Source organism: Paraburkholderia sediminicola, from assembly GCF_046027825.1.
GTDB lineage: Bacteria > Pseudomonadota > Gammaproteobacteria > Burkholderiales > Burkholderiaceae > Paraburkholderia > Paraburkholderia sediminicola_D.
In genome coordinates, this window is sequence record NZ_JAQQDU010000123.1 from 1 (window position 1) to 22,050 (window position 22,050).

15 protein-coding genes and 3 pseudogenes are annotated in these 22,050 nt (G+C 62.8%); 4 read left to right on the forward strand and 14 right to left on the reverse strand.

Annotated features, from left to right (window positions below; genetic code table 11):
• Positions 1 to 318: 318 nt before the first annotated feature.
• Complete coding sequence (locus PQQ96_RS37520; protein ID WP_408301815.1) at positions 319 to 1,593, reverse strand: dienelactone hydrolase family protein; 1,275 nt, start codon at positions 1,591 to 1,593, stop codon at positions 319 to 321.
• A 584-nt stretch (positions 1,594 to 2,177) separates the two neighbouring features.
• A pseudogene (locus PQQ96_RS37525) lies at positions 2,178 to 2,579 on the reverse strand (YchJ family metal-binding protein); the annotation flags it as partial.
• 66 nt (positions 2,580 to 2,645) lie between these two features.
• Between PQQ96_RS37525 and PQQ96_RS37530 the strand changes: the two are divergent.
• A pseudogene (locus PQQ96_RS37530) lies at positions 2,646 to 3,473 on the forward strand (aldehyde dehydrogenase family protein); the annotation flags it as partial.
• An 82-nt stretch (positions 3,474 to 3,555) separates the two neighbouring features.
• On the opposite strand, the gene PQQ96_RS37535 reads toward PQQ96_RS37530, so the two are convergent.
• From PQQ96_RS37535 to PQQ96_RS37580, 10 genes and pseudogenes are all read right to left on the reverse strand, one after another.
• Complete coding sequence (locus tag PQQ96_RS37535; protein WP_408301817.1) at positions 3,556 to 5,979, reverse strand: efflux RND transporter permease subunit; 2,424 nt, start codon at positions 5,977 to 5,979, stop codon at positions 3,556 to 3,558.
• Positions 5,976 to 7,088 carry a WD40/YVTN/BNR-like repeat-containing protein gene (locus PQQ96_RS37540; protein ID WP_408301819.1) on the reverse strand — a complete coding sequence of 371 codons (1,113 nt, stop codon included), beginning with the start codon at positions 7,086 to 7,088 and terminating at the stop codon, positions 5,976 to 5,978. The genes PQQ96_RS37535 and PQQ96_RS37540 overlap by 4 nt, the downstream gene beginning before the upstream one ends.
• A gap of 39 nt (positions 7,089 to 7,127) precedes the next feature.
• On the reverse strand, positions 7,128 to 8,492 hold the full coding sequence (locus PQQ96_RS37545) for a DUF1329 domain-containing protein (protein ID WP_408301821.1): 1,365 nt from the start codon (positions 8,490 to 8,492) through the stop codon (positions 7,128 to 7,130).
• 11 nt (positions 8,493 to 8,503) lie between these two features.
• Positions 8,504 to 10,198: a DUF1302 domain-containing protein gene (locus PQQ96_RS37550; RefSeq protein ID WP_408301823.1), complete on the reverse strand. Its 1,695-nt coding sequence runs from the start codon at positions 10,196 to 10,198 to the stop codon at positions 8,504 to 8,506.
• Positions 10,199 to 10,398: 200 nt separating this feature from the next.
• Positions 10,399 to 11,571, reverse strand: a complete 1,173-nt coding sequence (locus tag PQQ96_RS37555; protein ID WP_408301825.1) for a CaiB/BaiF CoA transferase family protein — start codon at positions 11,569 to 11,571, stop codon at positions 10,399 to 10,401.
• Positions 11,572 to 11,939: 368 nt separating this feature from the next.
• Positions 11,940 to 12,839 (reverse strand): LysR family transcriptional regulator, encoded by a 900-nt coding sequence (locus tag PQQ96_RS37560; protein ID WP_408301827.1) that lies wholly within the window; start codon positions 12,837 to 12,839, stop codon positions 11,940 to 11,942.
• A 20-nt stretch (positions 12,840 to 12,859) separates the two neighbouring features.
• Entirely contained in the window at positions 12,860 to 14,410 is a 1,551-nt protein-coding gene (locus tag PQQ96_RS37565) for a DHA2 family efflux MFS transporter permease subunit (RefSeq protein ID WP_408301828.1), read from the reverse strand.
• On the reverse strand, positions 14,407 to 15,582 hold the full coding sequence (locus tag PQQ96_RS37570) for an HlyD family secretion protein (protein ID WP_408301830.1): 1,176 nt from the start codon (positions 15,580 to 15,582) through the stop codon (positions 14,407 to 14,409). Before PQQ96_RS37570 ends, PQQ96_RS37565 begins: the two co-directional genes overlap by 4 nt.
• A 31-nt stretch (positions 15,583 to 15,613) precedes the next feature.
• On the reverse strand, positions 15,614 to 17,077 hold the full coding sequence (locus PQQ96_RS37575; protein ID WP_408301831.1) for an efflux transporter outer membrane subunit: 1,464 nt from the start codon (positions 17,075 to 17,077) through the stop codon (positions 15,614 to 15,616).
• Positions 17,078 to 17,229: 152 nt separating this feature from the next.
• Positions 17,230 to 17,526, reverse strand: a pseudogene (locus tag PQQ96_RS37580) (LysR family transcriptional regulator); the annotation flags it as partial.
• 121 nt (positions 17,527 to 17,647) lie between these two features.
• On the opposite strand from PQQ96_RS37580, the gene PQQ96_RS37585 reads away from it, so the two are divergent.
• Positions 17,648 to 18,577 (forward strand): NADP-dependent oxidoreductase, encoded by a 930-nt coding sequence (locus tag PQQ96_RS37585; RefSeq protein ID WP_408301833.1) that lies wholly within the window; start codon positions 17,648 to 17,650, stop codon positions 18,575 to 18,577.
• Positions 18,578 to 18,613: 36 nt separating this feature from the next.
• On the opposite strand, the gene PQQ96_RS37590 is transcribed toward PQQ96_RS37585, so the two are convergent.
• On the reverse strand, positions 18,614 to 19,123 hold the full coding sequence (locus PQQ96_RS37590) for a MarR family winged helix-turn-helix transcriptional regulator (RefSeq protein WP_408301834.1): 510 nt from the start codon (positions 19,121 to 19,123) through the stop codon (positions 18,614 to 18,616).
• A 188-nt stretch (positions 19,124 to 19,311) separates the two neighbouring features.
• Between PQQ96_RS37590 and PQQ96_RS37595 the strand changes: the two genes are divergently transcribed.
• On the forward strand, positions 19,312 to 20,034 hold the full coding sequence (locus tag PQQ96_RS37595) for a TetR/AcrR family transcriptional regulator (protein ID WP_408301836.1): 723 nt from the start codon (positions 19,312 to 19,314) through the stop codon (positions 20,032 to 20,034).
• Here PQQ96_RS37595 and PQQ96_RS37600 read toward each other — a convergent pair.
• On the reverse strand, positions 20,031 to 20,495 hold the full coding sequence (locus PQQ96_RS37600; protein ID WP_408301837.1) for an AtzH-like domain-containing protein: 465 nt from the start codon (positions 20,493 to 20,495) through the stop codon (positions 20,031 to 20,033). The genes PQQ96_RS37595 and PQQ96_RS37600 overlap by 4 nt on opposite strands.
• Positions 20,496 to 20,912: 417 nt before the next feature.
• Between PQQ96_RS37600 and PQQ96_RS37605 the strand changes: the two genes are divergently transcribed.
• Entirely contained in the window at positions 20,913 to 21,845 is a 933-nt protein-coding gene (locus tag PQQ96_RS37605) for a LysR family transcriptional regulator (RefSeq protein WP_408301839.1), read from the forward strand.
• Positions 21,846 to 22,050 lie beyond the last annotated feature (205 nt).

The following is a 22,050-nucleotide window of genomic DNA, read 5'->3' on the forward strand; positions in this document are numbered from 1 at the left end:
TTACTTTTCTTTGCGGCCGGCAAAGAGAAGTAAGTGCGCGCCCCGCACAGGGGCGACGCTAATAGACCACTAAGAAAACAAGGAAAGGCCAACGCCACAGGAAGACAAACGAACAGGGCGCCGAGCAGGCAAACAGATTAAGGAAAGGCCAACGCCGCAGGCAGGCAGACAGACAATCGCCGAGCAGGCAAACAGATCAAGGAAAGGCCAACTCCACAGGCACACAGACAAAGCGCCGCGCAGGCAAACAAACCAGGCAAAGCCCAACGCCGTAGGCAAACAGAACAACAACCGCCGAGCAGGCAAAACCCCAAACCCTTAATACCGGCTAGCAATAGCCCGCCGCTCATTAGCAGACCCTGCCGAAGAATCATCCGCGGTCTGCGAAGACCCCGCCCCCCATACAACGGAGTTATCCACCGCATACAACCGGCAAGGCGCCGAACTCTGCTTCTGGCAGTTAGCAATGGCGACCGACATCGGATCATCGCCACCCTCGGCCCATGACCAGGCCCCTGTATCCGACACAGCAAAAGCCCGGCTAGGATACTGATGCAAGAAGTTGCGGTAACCGTTACGGCCAGCTTCATCGACAAACGGCACAGAGTCGACCGCATCGACAGCAGCAAACCCGCTTGCCTTCGGCGCTGAAGGGTCATCGACCCGATACTGAACGCTAGTAGGCATCCCCGCCCGAGCGAGAAACGCTTCGACCGCAGGCCACCAGATCTGCACACCATCGCGGTCGCCCACAAGCCGATGCGCGTCATTCTTGTAGTTGCCGAAATCCACCATCTTCGCGCTCGCACCGTGTGCGGAATACGCGGCATACATGCCGGCCACCAGCGGCGCCGTCCACACCGAATCGTTATCGCCGTACAACCACAGCGACGGCACCTTCGTTTTCTCACCATACGCGCCGAATGCGCGCGTCAGGTTGCCCTGCCAGTCAGCGCATGCGTCCTGCCGTAAACCGCCGGAGAAATTGATCAGAGCCCGTACGCCCGGCGCAGCCTCAGGCCCGTAAGCCATCGTCGCCAGGCCGCCGTGCGAAGTGCCGGCCACCACAATGTGCGTCGCGTCCACGTACGGCTGCTTCGACATGAAATCGATCGTCGCGGCGACGTCGCCGGCCTGGCCAACACCATTACGCTCGACGTCGCATCCATCCTGCTGATAAGTGCCGCCGGAATGGCCGAAGCCCTGGCGGTTCGGCGCCACCACCACGTAGCCGCGGCGCACGAATTCGCGTGCGAACGGCAACGGGTCGCTGCGCTCCTGCGTGCGCGGGTCGCCGGGAATCTTGCCGTGGTTGAAAACGATCATCGGAAACGGGCCTGGGCCGTCCGGTTTGTAGATCGTCGTTTCGAGCGTGATCGTGCCGGCAGCGTCGACCGGTACGCGGATGATCTGTTCGTTGAGGCCCGCGGCGGGCAAATAGGCGTCGTCGTCGAGCGCAAGGCGCGGCACGTGTGCGCGGGTAAGGGGCCCAGCCTGGGTGTCGGCGAGCGGGTCGGCATGCGCGAGTGCAACAGCGCATATCGCCGTTGCACACGTCACCGCACACTTCGTCAGAACCTTGCTGAACACCATTAACGCACCTGCCTCAAAAACCTGCCCTGAACACCGTGATGCCTTGTCTGTCGAATGTCATCGCTGACAATTGCCTTTCATCGACGGTTTCGACAAACAAAAACACACTCGCGTACGTAGTGCGTCAAGCGCACGCACGCTAATCGAGATCGCACGGGATGAACCCAAACGGCCGACGCGACCCCACGCGCCGATGATGAGCGCCACATGCCGCCTGGAACCGTTGTCGAACCCGTGCTGTCAGGGGATCTACAGGGTGCCTGCGCATTTTGCGGAGCCGGTATGAACCCGCTCTCACAACGTGACGTCACAAACCTACGGCCTCATCCTGGCACGACAATTTTGTTTTGTGCAATCAAGGAGAACCCGCGACGAAAAAATTGCCGTGTCTGAATCACGGGTGCATTCGCCCGCCAGGAGCCGCAAGCGCCCGTGTCGCGGTGCCTCGCTACACCCAGTAATTCCCGGTATCACACGCGCTGTGGTGCTGAGCCAACACGAAAAAAAAGCCCTCGTTTGAGGGCCATATGTGAACGCCGTGCTAAGTGTTGTGCTGCGTCGTGTAAGGGTACGAAAGGTTTGGCTTATTCGCTCACGTCGCCATCGACATAGCGCCAGCGTCCGTCTTCGCCACGTAGAAAGCGGCTCAACTCGTGCAGCCGGTGGGCGCGGCCGCCTACCTTATATCGTGCGACGAATTCGACTGTCGCATGATCGGCGCCGGTTTCAGCGAAGGCCTTGATCTGCAGTCCGAGCCAACGCGGGGCGTCGGGGGCTGCAGGGTCGGCGTCGAGATCCGCGGGGCAGGTGTGGGGTGCCCAGGTGGCGCGCAAATAATCCGTTGCGCCCACAACATACGCGCTGTACCGCGAGCGCATCAGTTCGAGCGCGCGCGGTGCTGCTTCGCCGCCGTCGATATAGCGGCCACAGCATTGCGCGAAGCGCGGCGGTTTGGCGGGGCGGGGGGGGGGGGGGGCCCCGCCCCCCCCCCGGGGGGGGGGGGGGGGGGGGGGGGGGGGGGGGGCCCCCCCCCCCCCCCCCCCCCCCCCCCGCGCCCCGAGCCCATTCCCGTCTATGCCGAAATGAGCAGCGTGAACCCCGTGATCCTGCTGCCGCGCGCGCTTGCCGCACGTGCTCCGGCAATCGGCGCAGCGTTTGCCGCTTCGCTCACGCTCGGCGCAGGACAGTTTTGTACCAACCCTGGCCTGATTCTCGCCGTCGACGGGCCGGATCTCGAACGGTTCATCGCCGCCGCCGGCGACGCACTGACCGCGAGTCCACCTGCGACAATGCTCACCCCCGGCATCCACGCGGCGTACGACGCCGGACTCGCCCGGATGTCTCAGCATCCGGACGTCAACCCGATCGCGTACGGTCCACCAGGGGGTCCGTATGCGGGCCGGCCCGCATTGTTCGAGACCTCTGCCCAGAGCTTCGCCCGGGACGCCTTGCTGCATGAAGAGATTTTCGGCGCTGCCGCGCTGATCGTCCGCTGCCCCGATCTGCAGACCGTAGCGACGCTCCTCAAAGCACTTGGCGGCCAGCTAACCGTGTCACTCCACCTCGACGCCGCGGACTATAACGACGCCCGCCCGCTGGTGGACGTCGCCACGAGCCGTTGCGGACGCATCCTTGTCAATGGCTTCGGTACGGGCGTGGAGGTCGCGCATGCGATGGTGCATGGCGGACCGTTTCCTGCGACCTCTGATGGTCGGTCAACGTCAGTGGGGAGCCTTGCGATCGAGCGCTTTCTCCGGCCCGTCTGCTATCAGGGCATGCCCGATGCGTTGTTGCCCGACGCGCTGAAGGACGCCAATCCCCTTGGCGTGCCGCGGCGGATCGACGGTCTGCTCGAAGCAGCGGCCGCTGCTTCATCGTGACCTGAGCGCTCGAGGCTCGCCGCCTCGAGTGCAAAAGACTTCGCCCCCGGCATCGCTTCCGCGATCCGGGGGGCTCAGCCGATCAAACGCCTCGCGGCCCAGCTGTCGCGGCCACGGGCTGCCGCGGTGATTCGCGCAGCAGGAAGCAGGCGAGCGCCGGGAGCAGCACGAGCGCACCCAGCATATTCCACAGGAACATGAACGCGAGCAGCAAGCCCATATCGGCCTGGAAGCGAATGGGCGAGAAGATCCACGTCGCCACCCCGGCTGCCAATGTGAAGCCCGTGAACATCACGACCTTGCCCGTGAACCTCAGCGCCGCGCGGTATGCTTCCGTCAGCGACGCGCCGGCGCGCAGCCTCGTCAGCACGACCGTCATGACGTAGAGCGCATAGTCCACGCCAATGCCGACGCCGAGTGCGATGACCGGCAGTGTCGCCACCTTCACGCCGATGTTCAGCCACACCATCAACGCCTCGGCCAGCACCGAGGTCAGCATGAGCGGCACCACCGCGCAGATCACCGCGCGCCACGAGCGGAATGCGACGAGGCACAGCACGACCACCGCCGCATAGACCCACAGCAGCATTTCGTCGCTCGCGTGTTCGACCACCTGGTTGGTTGCCGCGTCGATCCCCGCACTGCCGGCGGCGAGCATCAGATGCACGTCCGGGTTCGGGTGGGCGGCGATGAACGTCTCGGCGGCCTTGCTCACGCGCGTCAACGTGTCGGCCTTGTGGTCCTTCAGATAGACGAACATCCCCAGCATGTCGCACTGCGAATTGAACACCTCCGGCGGGACGCGCACGGTGATGGCGTTCAGCATACTCTGCGTGCGCACGAGCTCGTACCACTTGGGATTGCCTTCGTTCATCGCGACGATGAGGCCCCGGCTCTGGCTGGCCAGTGAAACCGTCGACTCCACGCCAGGCAACTGCCGCAGATCCCACTCGAGGGCATCGAGCATCTGCAGCGCCTTGTAGTTCGAACAGCGGCCGGCCGGGGTCGTCGCCATCAGCACGAAGACGTCGCTGCTCGCCGCGTAGTTGCCGTTCATAAACGCGCTGTCGCGGTTGTAGCGCGAGTCCGGACGCAGTTCAGGCGCGCCGCGGTCGAGGTCGCCGATCTTCAGATTAAGGCTCGCCGCGTAGCCCACCGCGCCCAGCACGGCAAACACGGCGATCGCCGCCGCCGCTCCGGCCGGCCGTGTGAAGCGATCGAGAACGCGCTCCATCGCGCTTTGCGCGCCTGCCGAACCGTCCGTCTTCGGCTCGTTGCGCAGTGCGCGCGAGGCTGCGCGCGCGTTGACACCGATGTAGCTCAGCAGCACCGGCAGCAAGATCAGGTTCGTGAAGATCAGCACGCCGACGCCGAGACTGGCGATCAAAGCGAGGTCCTGAATCGTACGGATGCCGACGAGGATCAGTACCGCAAAGCCGATCACGTCGCACAAGAGCGCCGTGAGACCCGCAAGGAAGAGACGCCGGTAGGTGTAGCGCGCCGCGACGAGCCGATGCGTGCCTCGCCCGATATCCTGCATGATGCCGTTCATCTTCTGCGCGCCATGACTCATGCCGATCGCGAAGACGAGAAACGGCACGAGGATCGAGTAAGGATCGAGCTGGAAGTGCAGGGTCGCGACGAGGCCGAGTTGCCACACAACCGCGACGAGCGAGCACAGCACCACCAGCAGCGTGCTGCGCAGACAACGCGTGTACCAGTAGAGCAGCGCCGTTGCAATGACGATGGCGGCGGCGAAGAAGGCCAGTACCTGATGCAGCCCGTCGATCATGTCGCCCACGACCTTGGCGAAACCCGTGATGTGAATGGCAATCTGGTCGCTTTGATAGTGCGAGCGGATCTTCTCGAGGCCATGGGACAGTGTGGCGTAGTCGAGTTGTTGCCCGGTCTGCGGATCGATATCGTGCAGCGGCACGTAGATGACGCTCGAACGGGCATTCGGCGCCACCAGTTGTCCCACCTCGCCTGAATATTCGACGTTGTGCCGCACGTCGCCGAGGCTGCTCGCGGACCCGTTGTAGTTGTCCGGAATCACCGGGCCGCCGGCCAGCCCCTGCTCGGTCACCGCGATCCAACGCGTGGACGGCGTCCACAGTGACTTCATGAACGGCCGCTCGACGCCCGGCAGCAGGAAGACGTCGTCGTTGATCTTGCGCAGCGTGTCGAGATAGTGCGCATCATAGATCGTACCGTGGCGGTTTTCGACGGCGATGCGCACCGCGTTGCCGAGCCCGCGCAAGTCGCCCTTGTGCGCGAGGTAATTCTCGATATACGGATGGTGGGTCGGAATCATGCGCTCGAAGCTCGCGTTCAACGGCACACGCGTCGCCTGGTAGCCGAAGAAGGCCGTCAGTATCGCGCAGACTATCAGTACCACTATCCGGTTGTTGAACAGGATGCGCTCGATCTTCGAGCCCGACTGACGATCGAAATCGCCCAGGTCGCGAATGACCTTCGTTTCCGTGGATTCGTGTTTTACTTTCATGGTTGATCCGCCAGCTTGAAATGCTCAATACCGCGGTAGCCGACCGTCACTATCGATCCGTCCGCTGCTTCGACGAGTGCAGCGACCGGTCGCTTCGGATAGTTGCCGCGCACGGGCTCGACAGAGCGCCCTGCGTCGTGGCTTGCGAGCAGGTCGCCGCGTTCGCTTGCGAACAGCCAGACGCCGTCCGACAGCTTTGCCGCCGCGTCGATGGAACTCGTCGAGGCGTGCGGCACCGCATGCCAGCTCGCGCCGCCATCGTCCGACGACATGATGGTCCCGCGCAGCCCCGCGACCGTGACGTCGCCTCTCGCGTCTGCGGCGAGCGCGAAGAAGCTACCGTCATAGGGCATGCGGATTCGTTCGAAGTGCTCGCCGCCGTCCAGCGAGCGCGCGAAGTAACCCTGTTCGCCCGTGAGATACAGGGCGTCGTCAGTCCGTTTCATCGCATAGAGGTTGAAGCCGTCCGGATTGTCGACGTGGGCGAGCCACGGCTGCCAGGTGCGGCCGCGGTCGTGACTCGCGAAGATCAGCCCGTACGCGCCTGTCACGTAGACCGTCCCGCGTGCGTCGAAACAGATGTCGAGAAACGGCTTGTCGGGTCCGTCGTCGACGAACTGCTGGGCAAGGCGCCGGGCCGCGTCCGCCGGCCGCGGCGCCGAAGCGCCCGCGGGCACATCGGCCGGAGCCGCCGCCGCTGCGTTCGCCGCACGCAGCATCGACGCCGCCGCCTCGAGACCGTCAAGCTGTTTGCTCCAGCTCAAGCCGCCGTCCACCGTGTGCAGGACGATGCCGGAATGACCGACTGCCCACCCCTCCTGCGGTGTCAGAAAACGCACCGCCGTGAGTGTCACGCTCACCGGCACCGCCATCTGACGCCAACGCGCACCATTGTCGTCGCTGACAAGCACGATGCCGCGCTCGCCCACGGCCACGAGCCGTGGGCCGGCACGCGACACGTCGACCAGCACGGCGGTGGTGGGCTCGACCACCATCGCCGCCGGCCGCGAAGCCGGGTCGGCAAGGCTCTCCGCGCGGGCCGCGCCCGCGCCGCCTAGCGCGAGCGCGGCGAGCACCGCGAAGGCCGTCTTCATATTCCGGATACGCATGACTGCCCCTTGACGCAAGTATTACCGTTGCAGTCCATCTCACCGGACCCCTTCAGCCGACAGCGATTCGGAGGTGAAATGATTGTCCGGCCAGCGCGACGGGAAAGTGATCTGCGACCCCTTTTCGTTCATCACGTTGTTCGCGATCCATTCGCCCGTCAGCAGGTCGTAGTGGCCGAACATGCCAGGCATCAGTCCCGGCACGTCAGGACAGTCCACGTTGAGATACCAGAACGTCTTCCATAACTGGCCCTTCGCATCCCAGCCGTCGGCAAGCGAGGCACGCCAGGTGTCCTCGTCGAGATAGAAGCGGCGCTTCGGAATCACGTGACGCTTGCCGTCCGCCAGCGTGGCCTCGACGACCCACACGCGGTGCAGCTCCCAGCGCACGTGGTCGGGGTTCAGGAAGCGTTCCTTGAAGATCGCGTCGTCGCTCGTCGGCACCATGGTCCCGTTGTTGTTGTACGGTATGTACATCTCGCGCTTGCCGAGCAGCTTCCAGTTGTAGCGGTCCATCGGCCCGGTGAAGAGATAGATCTCGTCGGTGTTGCTGATGCCCGATGTGAAGAGGCTAGGCGTGTCGTAGGCCGCATCCGGCAGCTTGCGCACCCGCCGCTGGCCGGTCAGGTAAGCCCAGGCCTGCGGGCCGACGCCGACCGGGTCGAGCGTGTCCCACGTCAGTTCGGCTTCGCCGACGTGCTCCGGCGGCGCGGTGGTCGTGATGCGCAGCCGGTTGAACCACGTGGCCTTGAACGTCTCGAGCGAACCGTCCTTGTAGTAGTACGGATTAGTGGCTTCGACCACGTCGTCCGAGGCCATGAAGCGCTTGCCGTTGGCGGGCGTCACGTAAACTCGAAAATCCCATTTCCAGGTCTCACCGCGCCAGCTGAGGATGTGATTCCACATGGCCTGCAGTCCGTTTTTAGCAATGGGAAACGGAATGCCGCCGTACACGTCGCTGATCGAATAACCGTCTTTGAGCTCCTTGGCGCGGGTCGCATTCTTCAGCGTGTTGTCATAGACCCATTGAGGCGCTGCCGCCGTCCGGTGCGTCGGATAGACGTCGATGCGGTAGTCCGGGTACTTTTTGAAAAGCGCCTGCTGGCCGTCGGTGAGCTTGTCGGCGTACTGCGTGTAATTGTGCGAGGTGATCGAAAAGAGCGGCTTTTCGCTGGCAAACGGATCGGGCCGGCGGCCGCCGGACTTCCAGCCGGGCGGCACGGTGGTGTCCCCACCCGTCCACGCTGGAATCACGCCGTCCTTGCTTCCAGCGCGCTCCGCGCCGAACGGCGTGAGCGTCGTCTTCAATTGCGCCGCCTCGTCGGGCGATACTTGCGCGTGAGCCGGTGCGGCTGCCAATGCCGCGACCAGTCCGCACAAGACCAATGCATGCCGATAAATCATGTTGAGCACCTCTAGAAAGTTCCGGTGAAGGTCAGCGAGACGAAGTCGCGGTCCTTCAGGTATTGCCCGTACGTGTACGAACCGTTCTGACCGACGATGGGCGTACCAGCGCCGTAGTAATGGACGAAGTTGAGCGACGTCTTCCAGCGTTGTTGATAGGTCGCGGTGAGCCCGATGCTCATGTCGCCGCCGTGGTAGACGCTAAAGCCCGGGTTATAGACCGATGACCTGCCGCTGATGCCGTAGCTGATCCCGACCGGCACCTGCAGATCGACGCCGGACAGCACCTGCGTATAGGTCGGCGTGAACAGGAAACGCAGTGCGCTCGCGTCACGCGTGGCGTTCGGATCGAGGGCGGCTGCGTTCTCCTGCACGCTCATGCGGCGGTTCCAGGCGATTTCGCCGAGGAAGTCCGCACTCTTGAAGAACGGCGTGCGCGGCACACTCCAGATCCAGTTCAGGTTGGCATGAAGCGTACGGCCGACCGGATAGGCAGGATTGCTGCTGTTGTTCGCTTCCTGACCCGGTGCGACGGTGACCGAACCGCCAGTCGGCACGAGCGGCATGTTCGTGCGCACGGACACTTCCGCACCGAGGTTCACGTCGCCGATCGAGGTCGACGCGCTCGCGCCGGCCGTGCGGATGTCTTGCGGGAAGACGAGCTGATAGTTGCCGAGATTGGGATAGCCGCCATTGGGCTCCACGTAGACAACCGGCTCGGTGGCGTGAAACTGCATCAGGTAGAGGCCGTAGTCGACCGGATAATTCTCCGGATGAATACGTAACGAGATGCCGCCCTGCCCTGAGCTGCGTGCGGTCATGTCGCCAATACGGCCGAAGTACAGCGGCGAGCCCGGCGGTCCGGCGAGGATGCGCTCGCCACCGCCGTCGAGAATGTCGATCGGCGAGAAATAGCTGCCGGCAGACGAGGTCTGGTCGCGCTCCCATTCAAGCTTATAGTAGCCCGCGACCGACACGGTGCTGTTGAGCTGCACCTCGCCCGAGAGTTGATTGGTCGGCAAGATCACTTCCTTGAACGGTGTGCCTGGCACTGACTGCAGCTTGATGTAGTCGATCGGCGCCATGCCGCCCGCTATGCCGTTTGCGCCGAAGAACAGCGTCTCGCCCCAGATCAGCGCATGACGGCCGGCACGAAAGCTGAGACTCGTGTTGCCGATATCCGTGTGCCCGTAGAGAAACGCATCCATCAGGCGAATATCCTGCCCCATCAGCGTCGTCGTGCTGGACGTGAACTGGTTGTACGGCACGCTCGACGAATTCGCGGTCCCCGGCGAGTTGTTCGCGTTCGAGCCGTGGTAGATCGAGTCGTACCACGCTTCCGCACTGGTTCGGAATCCGAAATTATTGTAGCCGATATCCAGCTCTGAAAACAGGTCTAGCCGGTTGCTGACGATGCCCCGATGAAAATTCCGGTCGCCGTCGTCGACGTTCGGCAGCGCCGTCAGCGCGCTATCCGGGCTCTTCACCCGATCGAGGACGGTGTATTGCAGCGTGTTGTCCCAGTTGACGGTAAGGTCTGGAATGCCGGTCTGAAACTGGTAGGCCCACGCTCCGCGCGCACCGAGCAACGCGCCGAGTGCCGCACCCGCGAGCAGGCCACCACGCCATGCGCGCCTCGCCGCGCCACGACGGGCGCGACCGACGATCCAGCCGCCGCGGATCGCTCCACCTGAATGATTGTCCATTTCGTCTCCTCCGATCTCCATCGGTTATTTCTATTTGTTTGCTGAAAATTTCGTGCCGGCCCGGTAGTGCAGACCGGTTTCTTCACAATCTCTCTTTTTAAATCGGATTACTAATTACATTGCCTGACCCTTTTTCCTCGATACGACCGCGGAAAGTTCTTCCGCTGCGCTTACTTCGCCCGGAGCGAAACGATCAGGCTTTAACCGGCATCGGAGGCCGCTGCCACCTTCAGGCGTTTCGCTTCGGCAAGCTCGCGCAAAATCTCGTCGCGATGCTGCGCGAGCACCGGCGGCGCCATCAGGTCCGAGTAGCGTTGCCCATCGAAATTAATGGGGGGGCGCACCGTGCTGAACGGTTTGCCGTCCTGCCCAGGCGTCGAGATCAGCAACTCGAGGTGGCGCGCCTGGGGGTCTTCGAGCGCCTCGCTGGCGTCGTAGACCGGCGCGTGCGGCACATCCCGCGCTTCGAGTCGCTCGCACCATTGCGCACGCTCGCGCGTCGCGAAGACTGACGAAAGCGCTTCGATCATCGCGTCGTGATGGTCGATTCGCGCGGCACGTGTGGAGAATCGTTCGTCTTTCAGGAGGTCGGGATTGTCGATCGCCTCCGCCAGTCCCTGCCAGAATTTTTCCGGCGATGACATATGGAGCGCAATCCACTTTCCGTCCGAGCATTCGAGCACGTAGGACTGTGAAACGCTCGGGCGGCTATACGGACCGACGATTTCGCCGAGCGAGTAGTAGTGCGTAAAGGCGTCGATATTGAAGTGCGTCATGGCTTCGAGCATCGAGACTTCGACCAGATGCCCCTCGCCCGTCACAGCGCGGTTGTGCAGTGCGGCCAGCACGCCGTAGGCGGCGTAAATGCCGGTCAACGCATCCGCAATGGCGGGCCCGATCACACGCGGATTCTCCGGATTGACGAGCAGGCCGAGAAATCCGCTCGCGGCCTGCGCCACGGAATCGTAGGTGGGGCGTCCCGCCGCCGGTCCGGTTTGTCCGAAGCCGCTGATCGAACAATAGATCAACCCCGGATTCAAGGCGCGAAGCCGCGCCGGCCCGGCGTTCATCCGGTCCGCGGTGCCTGGCCGGAAGTTCTGGATATAGACGTCGGCACTCCGCACCAGATCGTCGAAGACTTCGAGATCGGCCGGGTTCTTGGTGTCGAGCGTGATGCTGCGCTTGTTGCGGTTATAGGCCTGAAAATGCGGGCTATAAAGTCCGCCGTTGAACGCGCGGAAGGGATCTCCCGAGCCGGGTTGCTCGATCTTGATGACATCCGCACCCAGGTCCGCCAGCAGCACCCCTGCTGCCGGGCCGGTGATGAAGGTCCCCTGTTCGACCACGCGGATTCCCCCCAATATCTTTTTCATTCAGCTAAGCTCCGATTTGCTTCGATGTGTCGACGCGAAGCACGCACGATCTCGATTGAGTGCGCAAAGGAGAGCCGTTTGGCACCGCCGGGCCGACACTTCGACCCGGTGCACCGGTCAAGCTCAACGCCTCCTCCGCGCGTCGTCCGGTCAATACATCGCACCAGCGCCGCGTCGTATTCCTTAAGGCGAATTCTACGAACGGATGACGTCGATTAAAAATGGCTTATTCGCATCGAATTGATCGATGCCATCGATCAACGCCGACGTCGACCGTCGCCTTGCCCGGTGCGATGTGAAAAAAGGATGTAAGGACAGCGGCGAGGCGCCGATCGGATCCAGACGCCGCCCGGACAGGGCGGAAGAGGCTAAACGAGCTGCACCGTTTCCGGAAGCATGAAATGCGCGACGAGGTGGTCGACGAAGGTGCGGATTTTCAGCGGTAGAAAGGACTTGCTCGCGTAAACGATATGCAGTTCGCGGGGGCGCAAGCCATAGTTCGTGAGCAGCGCGACGAGCGCGCCCTGCTTCAGGTCTTGCCGCACCAGAGCCGCCGGAAGGAGGCCGACGCCCATGCCCGCGAGCGCAGCCTGCCGTAGTACTTCGAAGTCGTTGGCAAGCAGCGCGCTTTGCAGCGTCACTCTTACTTCGCCTTCAGGTCCGTGAAAGACGCGTTCAGCGCCGCCGCCCGAATGCACGCAGGCATGATCGACGAGATCGCGTGGATTGCGCGGCAGACCGTGCCACGCGATATAAGCAGGTGACGCGCAAGCGACCACCGGTGTGCTCACGAGTGGTCTCGTCACCCATGTGACACCGCGAATCTCCGAATCCGGCAGAATACCGACGTCGTAGCCTTGAGCGATCAGGTCGCGGCCTGCGTCGGAGAGTGTGAGGTCGAGCAGCACATCCGGATATTGCTGCCGATACGCGTGCAGCACAGGGCCCAGATTGCGCTGGCCGAACACTACAGGCGCGACGACCCGTAACCTCCCGGACGGCACACTCGCAAACGAGGTCACGAACGTCTCCGCTTCCGAGAGTTGTCCCACGATGTTTCGAGTCCGTTCGAAGTAGGACTCGCCTGCTTCAGTCAACGAGAGCTTACGTGTGTCGCGGTTAATGAGTCGCGTCTTAAGACGGCTTTCGAGCGCTGCGATGTGGCGTGTGATCATTGAGCGCGAGAGGGCGAGACGATCCGCCGCCCGCGTGAAGCTTCCCTCGCGGGCGACCTCAACGAATACCCGAATGGTCAGCAATTGATCCAAAACAGCGTCCCCGCTCTATTTCAATGGTCGCCGCGGCCGCCACCCACCACGCCGAACGGCGGACGCGTGAGCCAGATCAGACCGATCAGCATGACAAACAGTAATGCAATACCCCAGAATACTTCCGAGGTGGCCAACATGGCCGCTTGCGACTGGATCACGTTTTGCACTTGCGCATAGGCCGCATCGGGCGTGCTGAAAAATGGTGCAAGGTCGCCCAGATAGGCCTGCGACGCGACGCCGTTCGGCGTAAAGTTCTCCGCGAGGCGCACGGCATGCATCCGCGTGCGGTGATCCCACAACGTCACCACGATCGCGGTGCCCATGCTACCCGAGAGCGTGCGAAAGAAGCTTGACAGCCCCGAGGCCGCAGCGAGGCGATCCGGCGAAATGCCGGACAGGATGATCTGATTGATCGGAATGAAAAAACACGCGACCGCGACGCCTTGCACGAGACGCGGCATCATGATCTGCCCGAGCGACACATCGAGCGGAAAAGTCGAATACCACCACGCGGTAATTGCGAACACCACGAACGAGATACTGGCGAGCAAGCGCAGATCGAGCCGCTGGATGTTGCGGCCCACGAGCGGCGAGAGAACCAGCGCGAGGAGACCCACCGGTGCCGTCGCGACGCCGGCCCAGGTCGCGGTGTACCCCATGACGGTTTGCAGCCATAGAGGCAACAGCACGGTCATCGCGAAAAAGGACATGTAGCCGAACGTCAGCGCGACCACGCCGAAACGGAAGTTTCGCCCTTTGAACAGCGACAGATCAATGATCGGATGCTCATCGGTCAATTCCCAGATGATGAGCAGCGTCAACGCCACGACCGCCACGATGGCTAGCGTGACGATGATGCTCGAACCGAACCAGTCTAGGTCGTTGCCATTGTCGAGCATCAACTGCAAGCTGCCCACGCCTAGCACCATCAAAACGAGCCCGACCACGTCGACCGGTTTGCGGCTCGTCGGCGTATCGCGCCCGCGCAATAGCGCGTACGTGACGCCCGCGGCAAACAGCCCGACCGGCCCGTTGATGTAGAAGATCCACGGCCATGACCAGTTGTCGGTAATGTAGCCCCCCAGAAGCGGCCCGAATATAGGCGCCACGACGACGGTCATCGACCAGAGTGCCATCGCCATGCCGCGCTTTTGCGGCGGATAGTTCGACAGCAGCAGCGTCTGCGACAGCGGCACCATCGGTCCCGACACGAGTCCTTGCAGAAAGCGCAAGCCCACGAGCATCGGCAGGCTGTTCGCCAGGCCGCACAGGGCGGACACGATCGTAAACAGCAGCACCGACCAGACGAACACCCGCACTTCGCCAAAGCGTCTGGCGATCCAGCCCGTCAGCGGGACGACGATCGCCGCCGCAAGGCCGTAGGACGAGATGACCCACGTCCCGTTGTTCGCGCTAACGGCAAGGTCTCCGGCGATCGTCGGCACCGCCACATTGGCGATCGACGTATCGAGTACTTCCATGAAAGTCGAGAACGCCACCGCCACGGTTAGAAGCGGCAACAGCTTCGCCGGCAGCGGCGCGTTGCCGGACGCGGCAGGTGCACTCATTGCTGGCCTCCGGCTTCAGTAGAGACGATCGCATCAGCTTCGGTTTCGGCCGCCTTCAGTTGGCCATCGAAAACGGGCGTGCTGAGCGTTGCGCCGGCGAGCGGCCGCGTTGTATCGACCGGTCCGCCGCGTTCGCTCGTATCGACGTTCACAGTCGTCGAGAGACCCACCCTCAAGGGATGCGCCGCCACTTCCGCAGGATCCAGCTGGACGCGCACGGGCACGCGCTGGACCACCTTGATCCAGTTGCCGGTGGCGTTTTGCGGCGGCAGCAGCGAGAACGCGCCGCCCGAGCCGGCGGAAATACTGGCCACATGCCCGTGATAATCCACATGGCCGCCATAGAGATCGACGCGCACGGTGGCCGGCTGTCCGACGCGAATATGGCGCAGCTGCGGCTCCTTGAAGTTCGCGTCGACCCAGGCGCCCTTCAGCGGCACGACGGCGAGCAGCATCGTGCCCGGCGTAACGTGCTGACCAACCTGGACCGAGCGGCGCGCGACGAAGCCGTCCGCAGGCGCGACGATCTCGTCGCGCTGCGCCGCAAGCCAAGCCTGCACGTAAGCCACACGAGCACGCAACACGCTGGGCTGGCGGCGCAGCGTCGTTCCCTCGACCGGCGCGCGCGCCTGTTCCAACTGCTTTTGCGCAACGTTCAACGCGTCCTTCGCCGCCGCGACGCTGTTGCGTGCGTGATCGAGTTCCTCAGCCGACTGTGAATCGCTGCCGGCCAGGCGCTGCCGCCGCGTCAGATCGTCCTGCGCCCGCGCAAGATCCGTCTGGCGTTGCGCGACAACAGCGCTCGCAGCGTCGACCGCGCGGAACTGCTGACGGATCTCGCGCACTGTTTCACCGAGATGCGCCGCCGCGTCGTCGAGCGCCACGGCCGCGTCGGCCTTATCCATGCGCACGAGCGGCTGGCCGGTCTTCACCTGCTGATTGTCGTCGGCGCCCAGCGCGATAACCGTGCCGTCCACGCGCGAATTAACGTAGATGAGATTGGCGCCGACATAAGCGTCGTCCGTCTCTTCGTGATACTGACCATGGAGCGCGTAGTAGCAGCCGTAGCCGATACCTACTGCCGCGAAGAGCGCGACGGCTGCCGCAATTTTCCTGAAACGCGAGCCGTTGCCCGCTGCACCTTGTGTCGGCGCCTGACCTTGTTCACTCATTTTTTTACCTGCATTTCTGATTCGCGCTATCTCAGCGCGAAGCTTTGTTCGTCTGTGCGACCGCGACCGCGTCGCCTGCTCTATACCCACCGCCCAACGCCTGGATCAGGTCGATTTGCGCGACGAGCGCGCGGCTATGGCGGTCCACCTCTTCGTTTTCCGAAGTGAGCAACGCCACCTGATCGCGCGTGACATCCATGCGATCGGCGAGACCCGCCTCGGCCCGCGCCGTGGCGCCGGCTACCCCACGACGGTGAGCATCGATCTCCTGACCGAGTACTTCGCGTTCGCGCTCGGCCCCGTCGAGGCGAACCACTGCGTCGTTGACCTCAGCGACCGCATTCACCACCGACTGGTTGTACTGCGCAACTGCGGCGTCGACGTCCGCGCGCCGGCTGTCGAGTGCCGTGCGTAGCCGTCCGGCATCGAACAGCGGCAGATCGATGGCGGGCGTCACGCCCATTTCCCGGCTCCCCGCGCGCAGCAGCGAGCCAATGTGCAGACTGTCCAGGCCGATGAACGCGGACAGGCTAATGTCCGGGTAGAACGCCGCGCGGGCGGAATCGACCTGCGCGAGCGAAGCCTCCACGCGATCGCGTGCTGCCGCCACGTCCGGACGGCGTGCGAGCAGGCCGAGGTGAAGATCGGCGGGCACGCCGCACGTGACATCCGGTAGCGGCCGGGCTTCGAGCGGCGGCAGCGAACCGCCGCCAAGGAGCGCACGAAGCTGCTCGGCGGTCTGATCGCGCTGCGTTTCAAGCTGTACAAGGTCGCGCGACGGCGTGGCCGCGTCGGCAACCAGCGGATGCAGGTCGTCACGCGCCTGAAGACCGGCTTCCACGCGTCCTGCGTTCAGCGTCACGAGCCGCTTGCGCTGTGCCTGCGTTTGCGCGATGTGCGCGATGTGCGCGTTCAGCGCCTGCCATTGCCAGTATGTTTTGGCGAGCGAAGCGGAAATCGAAGCCGCGGCGCCGTGCGCCTCGGCGATGGTTGCATCGCGCTCGCCAAGCGCCGCCTGCAATGCCTTGCGGTTGCGTCCCCAGAAGTCGAAGTCGTAGCTGAGATTCAGATCGCCCAAACCGCTCGTCGTGTACGAGCCGCCGAGCGGCGGCGGGTAATACGAATTCGCCGAATAGAGCTGACGCGAGGCCTGCGCGTCGGCCGTCAAATCGATCCCGGCGCTCGCCCGGACCTCGCCGGCCGCCGCCGCGGCCTGAGCGATCCGCGAGCGCGCCGTTGCCATGCTCGGGTTGTTCGCGAGTGCACGGCTTTCCAGCGCGTCCAACTGGGCGTCGCCAAACTGCTTCCACCAACCGTCCGCGGGCCATGATGCGGCCACCGACGGCCTAAGCTCTTCCCCGGTGAGCTGGGCTAGCTGCGGTGCGTGGTCTTTGGCGGGCAGCGGCGCGCAGGCGGCGACGAGGAAAACAACGCCCCCCGCCAGCCACGCAGCACTGCCTCGCCGCACGATGTGATAACACAATGAATATTTCATTTCGTAACTATATGCACAAAAAAGTAGCGCAACTCGCGCGCGACCAAGGACATCACCCCTTCGAAGGATGCCGTCATTTGATTACGGACGAGATAGTACCGAATTCAACTATTTCTCGCAAGACAATCTTTCACGCACTACCGTCAAGGCCGTGGCGCCGACATGCGCAACGTTCCGATGGGTCGCGACGCGATGTCGGTCAGAGACTCATGCGCGATGAGCGCCTGCTCAACGATGCCTTGGCAACGCTGAAAGTAGGCGCGACCCTCGCCTGTCAGTTCGACCCGCCGCGTCGTACGTTGCTGCAGGCGCAATCCAATTGTCTTTTCGAGAGCAGCGATCCGGCGCGAGAGCGTCGAACTGGGAATCCGCAGCGCCTCTGCCGCCCGCCGGAAACTCAAAGTGCGCGCCACTTCGACGAAGAGGTGCATGTCGCTCAGCAATTCCATTTACTGCTCCATAAATAGATTATTGAATTCAATACTAGTGCTTTGTCTTGTCGTCAGGACGATGCACGATCACGGCATGCTCGCCAGAGTGCGGGAATTCCCCTGCGAGGAGCACGCGACAATGAACCGCGCATTACGTATTCATGCTTACGGTGGTATGGACCAGGTGGTGACCGAGCGCGTCGCCATTTCGCCACCAGGTCCGGGCGACGTGTTGATCCGGGTAGGCGCGGCCGGCGTCAACCCGATCGACTGGAAGATGCGGGAGGGACTGCTCAAGGATGCGTTCCCATTCTCACCACCCTTCACACTAGGGATCGAGTTGGCCGGCGAGGTGTGCGAGACAGGCGCAGGCGTCGAAGCATTCAGGGTCGGCGACCGCGCGATGGCATACACCGTCGCCCCGGGCGCCTATGCGGACTATGTCGTCGTGCCGGCCGCCCTGCTGGCCCACGCGCCCGATGCCATTCCCGACGACGTCGGCGCCGCCTTACCCGTCGTCGCGCTGACCGCGTGGCAACTTCTATTCGAGGTGGGAGCACTCGAGCGCGGCGAAACCGTGCTGATTCACGGCGCCGCTGGCGGCGTGGGCAGCCTGGTGGTGACGCTGGCGCACGAAGCAGGTGGCGTAGCGATCTGCACGGCAAGGGCGGTTCATGCAGCGCGCCTGCGGACGCTCGGCGCCGATACAGTCATCGACTACCCGTCCATCGATTTCGCGCGGCAAGTGAAGGACGTCGACCTCGTGCTGGACCTGGTCGGGCCGGCCATGCTTGAACGCTCATGGGAGGTGCTGTCGGCGCGTGGACGTCTTCTCAGCACAGTCGCGCCGGATGTGGCGCGGCGTGCGCCGGCTGGCAAGCGCGGCCAATGGTTTCAAGTACATCCCGACGCCAAACGCCTTGCCGAGATTGCCGGCCGGGTGGCGTCCGGATCACTCTGCTTTCCGAGGCCCACTGTCGTTGACATTGCGGACGGTCCGGCCGCGATCGAACAGTGCAAACTCGGCCACGCCCCGACAAAAAGTGTGATTGCGTTCGCTGCGGACTGAACCAACGCGTAGCCAGCCGCCTGCCACGCCGCCGCCTCAGAGATTGGCGACAAAGGCCTGATTAAGCTTTGTCAGCAGGCCGACGAGCGTGCTCTTCTCTTCCTCAGTGAACGCCTTGTAGACACCCGCGATTTCCTTGCGCAGCTTTGGAACGATCTGTCGCAGCATTGCAATGCCCTCATCCGTCAAGGACAAGTCCACCCGGCGGCGGTCGTCGGCATTCGTGATCCGTTGGATCAGGCCCTTCTCGACCAGTTCGTCGCAGATACGCGTCATGTTCCCGCGCGTCTCCCCCGTGGCGCGGCACAGATCGGATGGATTGGCCAGATTGTCCGGCGTACTGTATAGCATCACCATCGTGAAGTAGCACACGTTGGTCACGCCGAACGGCGCCAGATGACGGTTGAGCCAATCCATCACGAAACCGTGATTCAACCTGATCAGGATGCCAATGTTCGTATCGCCCAGCGACATGCTGGCCGCGCGCCGGTGGGCCCGTGCGACGGCGTCGATAGTATCGATGCCTATTTGCGGGGTATTCTTCATTATGTGATAGTAACGAAAGAAATCATCTTCCGCAATCTGTCTGGCGCACCCCCGACTAGAGGAAAGACTTGCCCCGTAGCGCGGCGCGACCGGTTGTTGGTTTAATCGCGTCCCATCACGATGAACGGAATTCGCTCGTTTGCGCTGCCAGCGTTAGAGCACGCGCTGCTAGAATGGACCCCCCCATCGTGCGAACCAGAACAGTGAAGCGTAAAGCACAGCAGCAGCAGCCTCCCGCCGCGCAGCCCGACACCGGTCTGGTCGCACCTGCCGGCCGCCGCGAGCAGAACAAGGCGGACAAGCTGCGGCGCATCCGGGCGGCGGCTTACGACCTATTTACCACGGGCGGCTTCGATGACACGACGTTGCGGCAGATCGCCGTGCGAGCTGAGGTGGGTTTCGGCACGCTGTTTTCGTATGCATCCAACAAGCGCGATCTGCTCTTTCTCGTCGTCACGGACGACCTGCTGGAGATGAATCGCCGCGCGTTCGACAACGTGCCGACAGATATCCCGCTGCTCGATCAACTGCTTTACGTCTGGCAAATCTTCTATACGTTCTTTGACATGCAGCCGACACTCGCCCGGCTCACCCTTCGCGAACTTAACTTCTACTCGGAGGGTGAGCAGGCGCGCAAAATCTACCAGGGACGCGATGCGATGATGGCGCGGCTCACGGCGCTCGTGACGGCCGCGCGCGAGCGTGGGGAGATTCGCACGGCCACAGCCGATGCGCGAATCGCACGCGCGATTTTCGCCATTTATTCCGCGGAAGTGAGGCGGTGGATCGGCGATGATAATCGCGACATGGCCTCCGGCATGGTGGAATTGCGGCAGTTGCTGCGGCTTCTGATCACCGGTATCACCCATCCGGTGGGCAACCCGGACGGCGGGAGCACCGCCGCAGTTTAGCGAATGTGTGGATCGGTCGGCTCGTTTTCAGTAGGCGTCTCATCCGGCGCAGGACTCACGTGCGTCGCGACAATTTTCCAGCCGTCGTCGAAACGTACCCAAGTCTGGGTCCAGCGACCCAGTCCAGCCTCGACGTCGCTGCGGCGAAAGCTTGCGGTCATCGCCCCGAAACTGTCGCCGAACGTCGCAATACTCAGGTGTTCAATGCGCCCAGCAGCCGTCGGCCTGTGACGCGTACCACGAAACTGGCGAATCGCCGACTTACCCCAAACCGTCTCGCGCATGCCAAAGCGAATCGTCTGCTCACTGTCCCAGAACAGGTGATCGAGCGCCTCCAGATCCTGTTCAGCCTGCGCCTTCTGATACCGCTCGAAAGCGGCTCTCACCTGTTCGATGATGTCCGCGCGGTTGATATCGAGCGGTACGTGTTTGTCATCGGGAGTAATGTGTGTTTTCGTCATCCTCTTTCCTTTTTGGTTCCGAACGACACCGCGTGCACGCCGCCCGTCCTCTCTGCTTCAAAGCGTCCAATTCCGGCCTGGCGATTGCGCCGGGTGGCGCGACCCGCTTCCGATTCTCACGCCTATCAGCTCTTTGGTGCACCGGGCAAAATTGATCATAAGACCGATACGCAGGGGAAGGAAAATGCTTTATACGCATGAAATACAGAGACGGCGTCGATGACGCGTCGGCGTAAAGACGATAGGCCTCCGAGGCGTCAACTATTAGCATAGCGAAATACTGCCGCACGAATTAACCCCGGCAGAAAACATGCGCGGCAAGAGCACGCGTGGTATAAAAATAGTACCAACCTGAATTATTATTTGGGACGCAGCGCTCGGACACGCTCATGCACTAAAGGCTGGAAACGCCCACGAATGAAGAATATGCTTAACACCATGCTCTCCGGCCTTCGCCTGAGACAACTACAGCTTTTGATCGCGCTGGACGAGTACCGCTCGCTCCACAAGGCCGCCACCGCGCTTTCAATGACGCAATCGGCGGCAAGCAAAGCCTTGCACGAGCTCGAGTCAATTCTGGAGGAGCGGCTATTTGACCGTTCCCCACGCGGCGTCGTACCCAATCAGTTCGGTAGCCGCATGATCCGCTACGCGAGACTGATGGCTGCCGACTTAAGTACGCTTTGTGACGATCTGGTCGATCTGCGCAGCGGGCACGGCGTAAGGCTCGCTGTCGGCGCAATAATGGGAGCGATGTCCAACCTGGCGGTGCCGGCATTGTTGCGCTTGCGTGAGTTACAACCCGACATCGCAATCGAGATAGTCGAGGGAACCAGCGCGGAGTTGCTCAGGCATCTGGATGAAGGTCGCCTCGACATCGTCATCGGAAGATCTAGCGTGAGCGCCGATAAAGCCAAGTATCTCTATCTGCCGCTAGGCGAGGAGCCCCTTTCGGTCGTGGCCGGACCCGGCCACGCCGCGGCCTCGAAACCGGGTCTGACCTTGCGCGACCTGGCTGGCCAGAACTGGATCAGCTATCCCACGGGTATGCCGTTGCGCACGTTGCTGGAACGGGAATTCGACCTCGCCGGTATTCCGACGCCACCGCAGTGTATTGCAACCGCCTCGACCTACGCAACACTGGCTATGCTTCAGCAGCGCGACAAGCTTGTCGCGCTGCTGCCGACCCACACTGCGAATATTTTCTCAGCGCATGGCCTTATACGGATCTTACCCATCCCGCTTCGCTCGCCTGCTCAAACGCTTGGAATCGTCACACGCAGCGGCAGCTCGCTCCCCGAGCCGGCGGAACGGTTAATTGAATTGCTTCGCGAGTGTCAGACTGAGTGACGCACGTGCCGGGATCTCAGCACGTGCTCGATGGGCGAGGCGAAGTCAGCGTTGCAAACAACGAGTCGTACAGCTCTGCACGACTGCTTTACCTACACCGGCAACGACCACGCCACGGGACATCGCCATCGCAGGTTACTGCTACGCCTGCGTCTGGATCTCACTCGCCAGTTCAGGGACGACCGTGAACAGATCGCCCACCAGG

Bases quoted from the DNA above. Each gene is read 5' to 3' on its own strand.
- PQQ96_RS37520 (WP_408301815.1), bottom strand. From the start codon at position 1,593: ATGGTGTTCAGCAAGGTTCTGACGAAGTGTGCGGTGACGTGTGCAACG.
- PQQ96_RS37535 (WP_408301817.1), bottom strand. From the start codon at position 5,979: ATGAAAGTAAAACACGAATCCACGGAAACGAAGGTCATTCGCGACCTG.
- PQQ96_RS37540 (WP_408301819.1), bottom strand. From the start codon at position 7,088: ATGCGTATCCGGAATATGAAGACGGCCTTCGCGGTGCTCGCCGCGCTC.
- PQQ96_RS37545 (WP_408301821.1), bottom strand. From the start codon at position 8,492: ATGATTTATCGGCATGCATTGGTCTTGTGCGGACTGGTCGCGGCATTG.
- PQQ96_RS37550 (WP_408301823.1), bottom strand. From the start codon at position 10,198: ATGGACAATCATTCAGGTGGAGCGATCCGCGGCGGCTGGATCGTCGGT.
- PQQ96_RS37555 (WP_408301825.1), bottom strand. From the start codon at position 11,571: ATGAAAAAGATATTGGGGGGAATCCGCGTGGTCGAACAGGGGACCTTC.
- PQQ96_RS37565 (WP_408301828.1), bottom strand. From the start codon at position 14,410: ATGAGTGCACCTGCCGCGTCCGGCAACGCGCCGCTGCCGGCGAAGCTG.
- PQQ96_RS37570 (WP_408301830.1), bottom strand. From the start codon at position 15,582: ATGAGTGAACAAGGTCAGGCGCCGACACAAGGTGCAGCGGGCAACGGC.
- PQQ96_RS37575 (WP_408301831.1), bottom strand. From the start codon at position 17,077: ATGAAATATTCATTGTGTTATCACATCGTGCGGCGAGGCAGTGCTGCG.
- PQQ96_RS37585 (WP_408301833.1), top strand. From the start codon at position 17,648: ATGAACCGCGCATTACGTATTCATGCTTACGGTGGTATGGACCAGGTG.
- PQQ96_RS37590 (WP_408301834.1), bottom strand. From the start codon at position 19,123: ATGAAGAATACCCCGCAAATAGGCATCGATACTATCGACGCCGTCGCA.
- PQQ96_RS37600 (WP_408301837.1), bottom strand. From the start codon at position 20,495: ATGACGAAAACACACATTACTCCCGATGACAAACACGTACCGCTCGAT.
- PQQ96_RS37605 (WP_408301839.1), top strand. From the start codon at position 20,913: ATGAAGAATATGCTTAACACCATGCTCTCCGGCCTTCGCCTGAGACAA.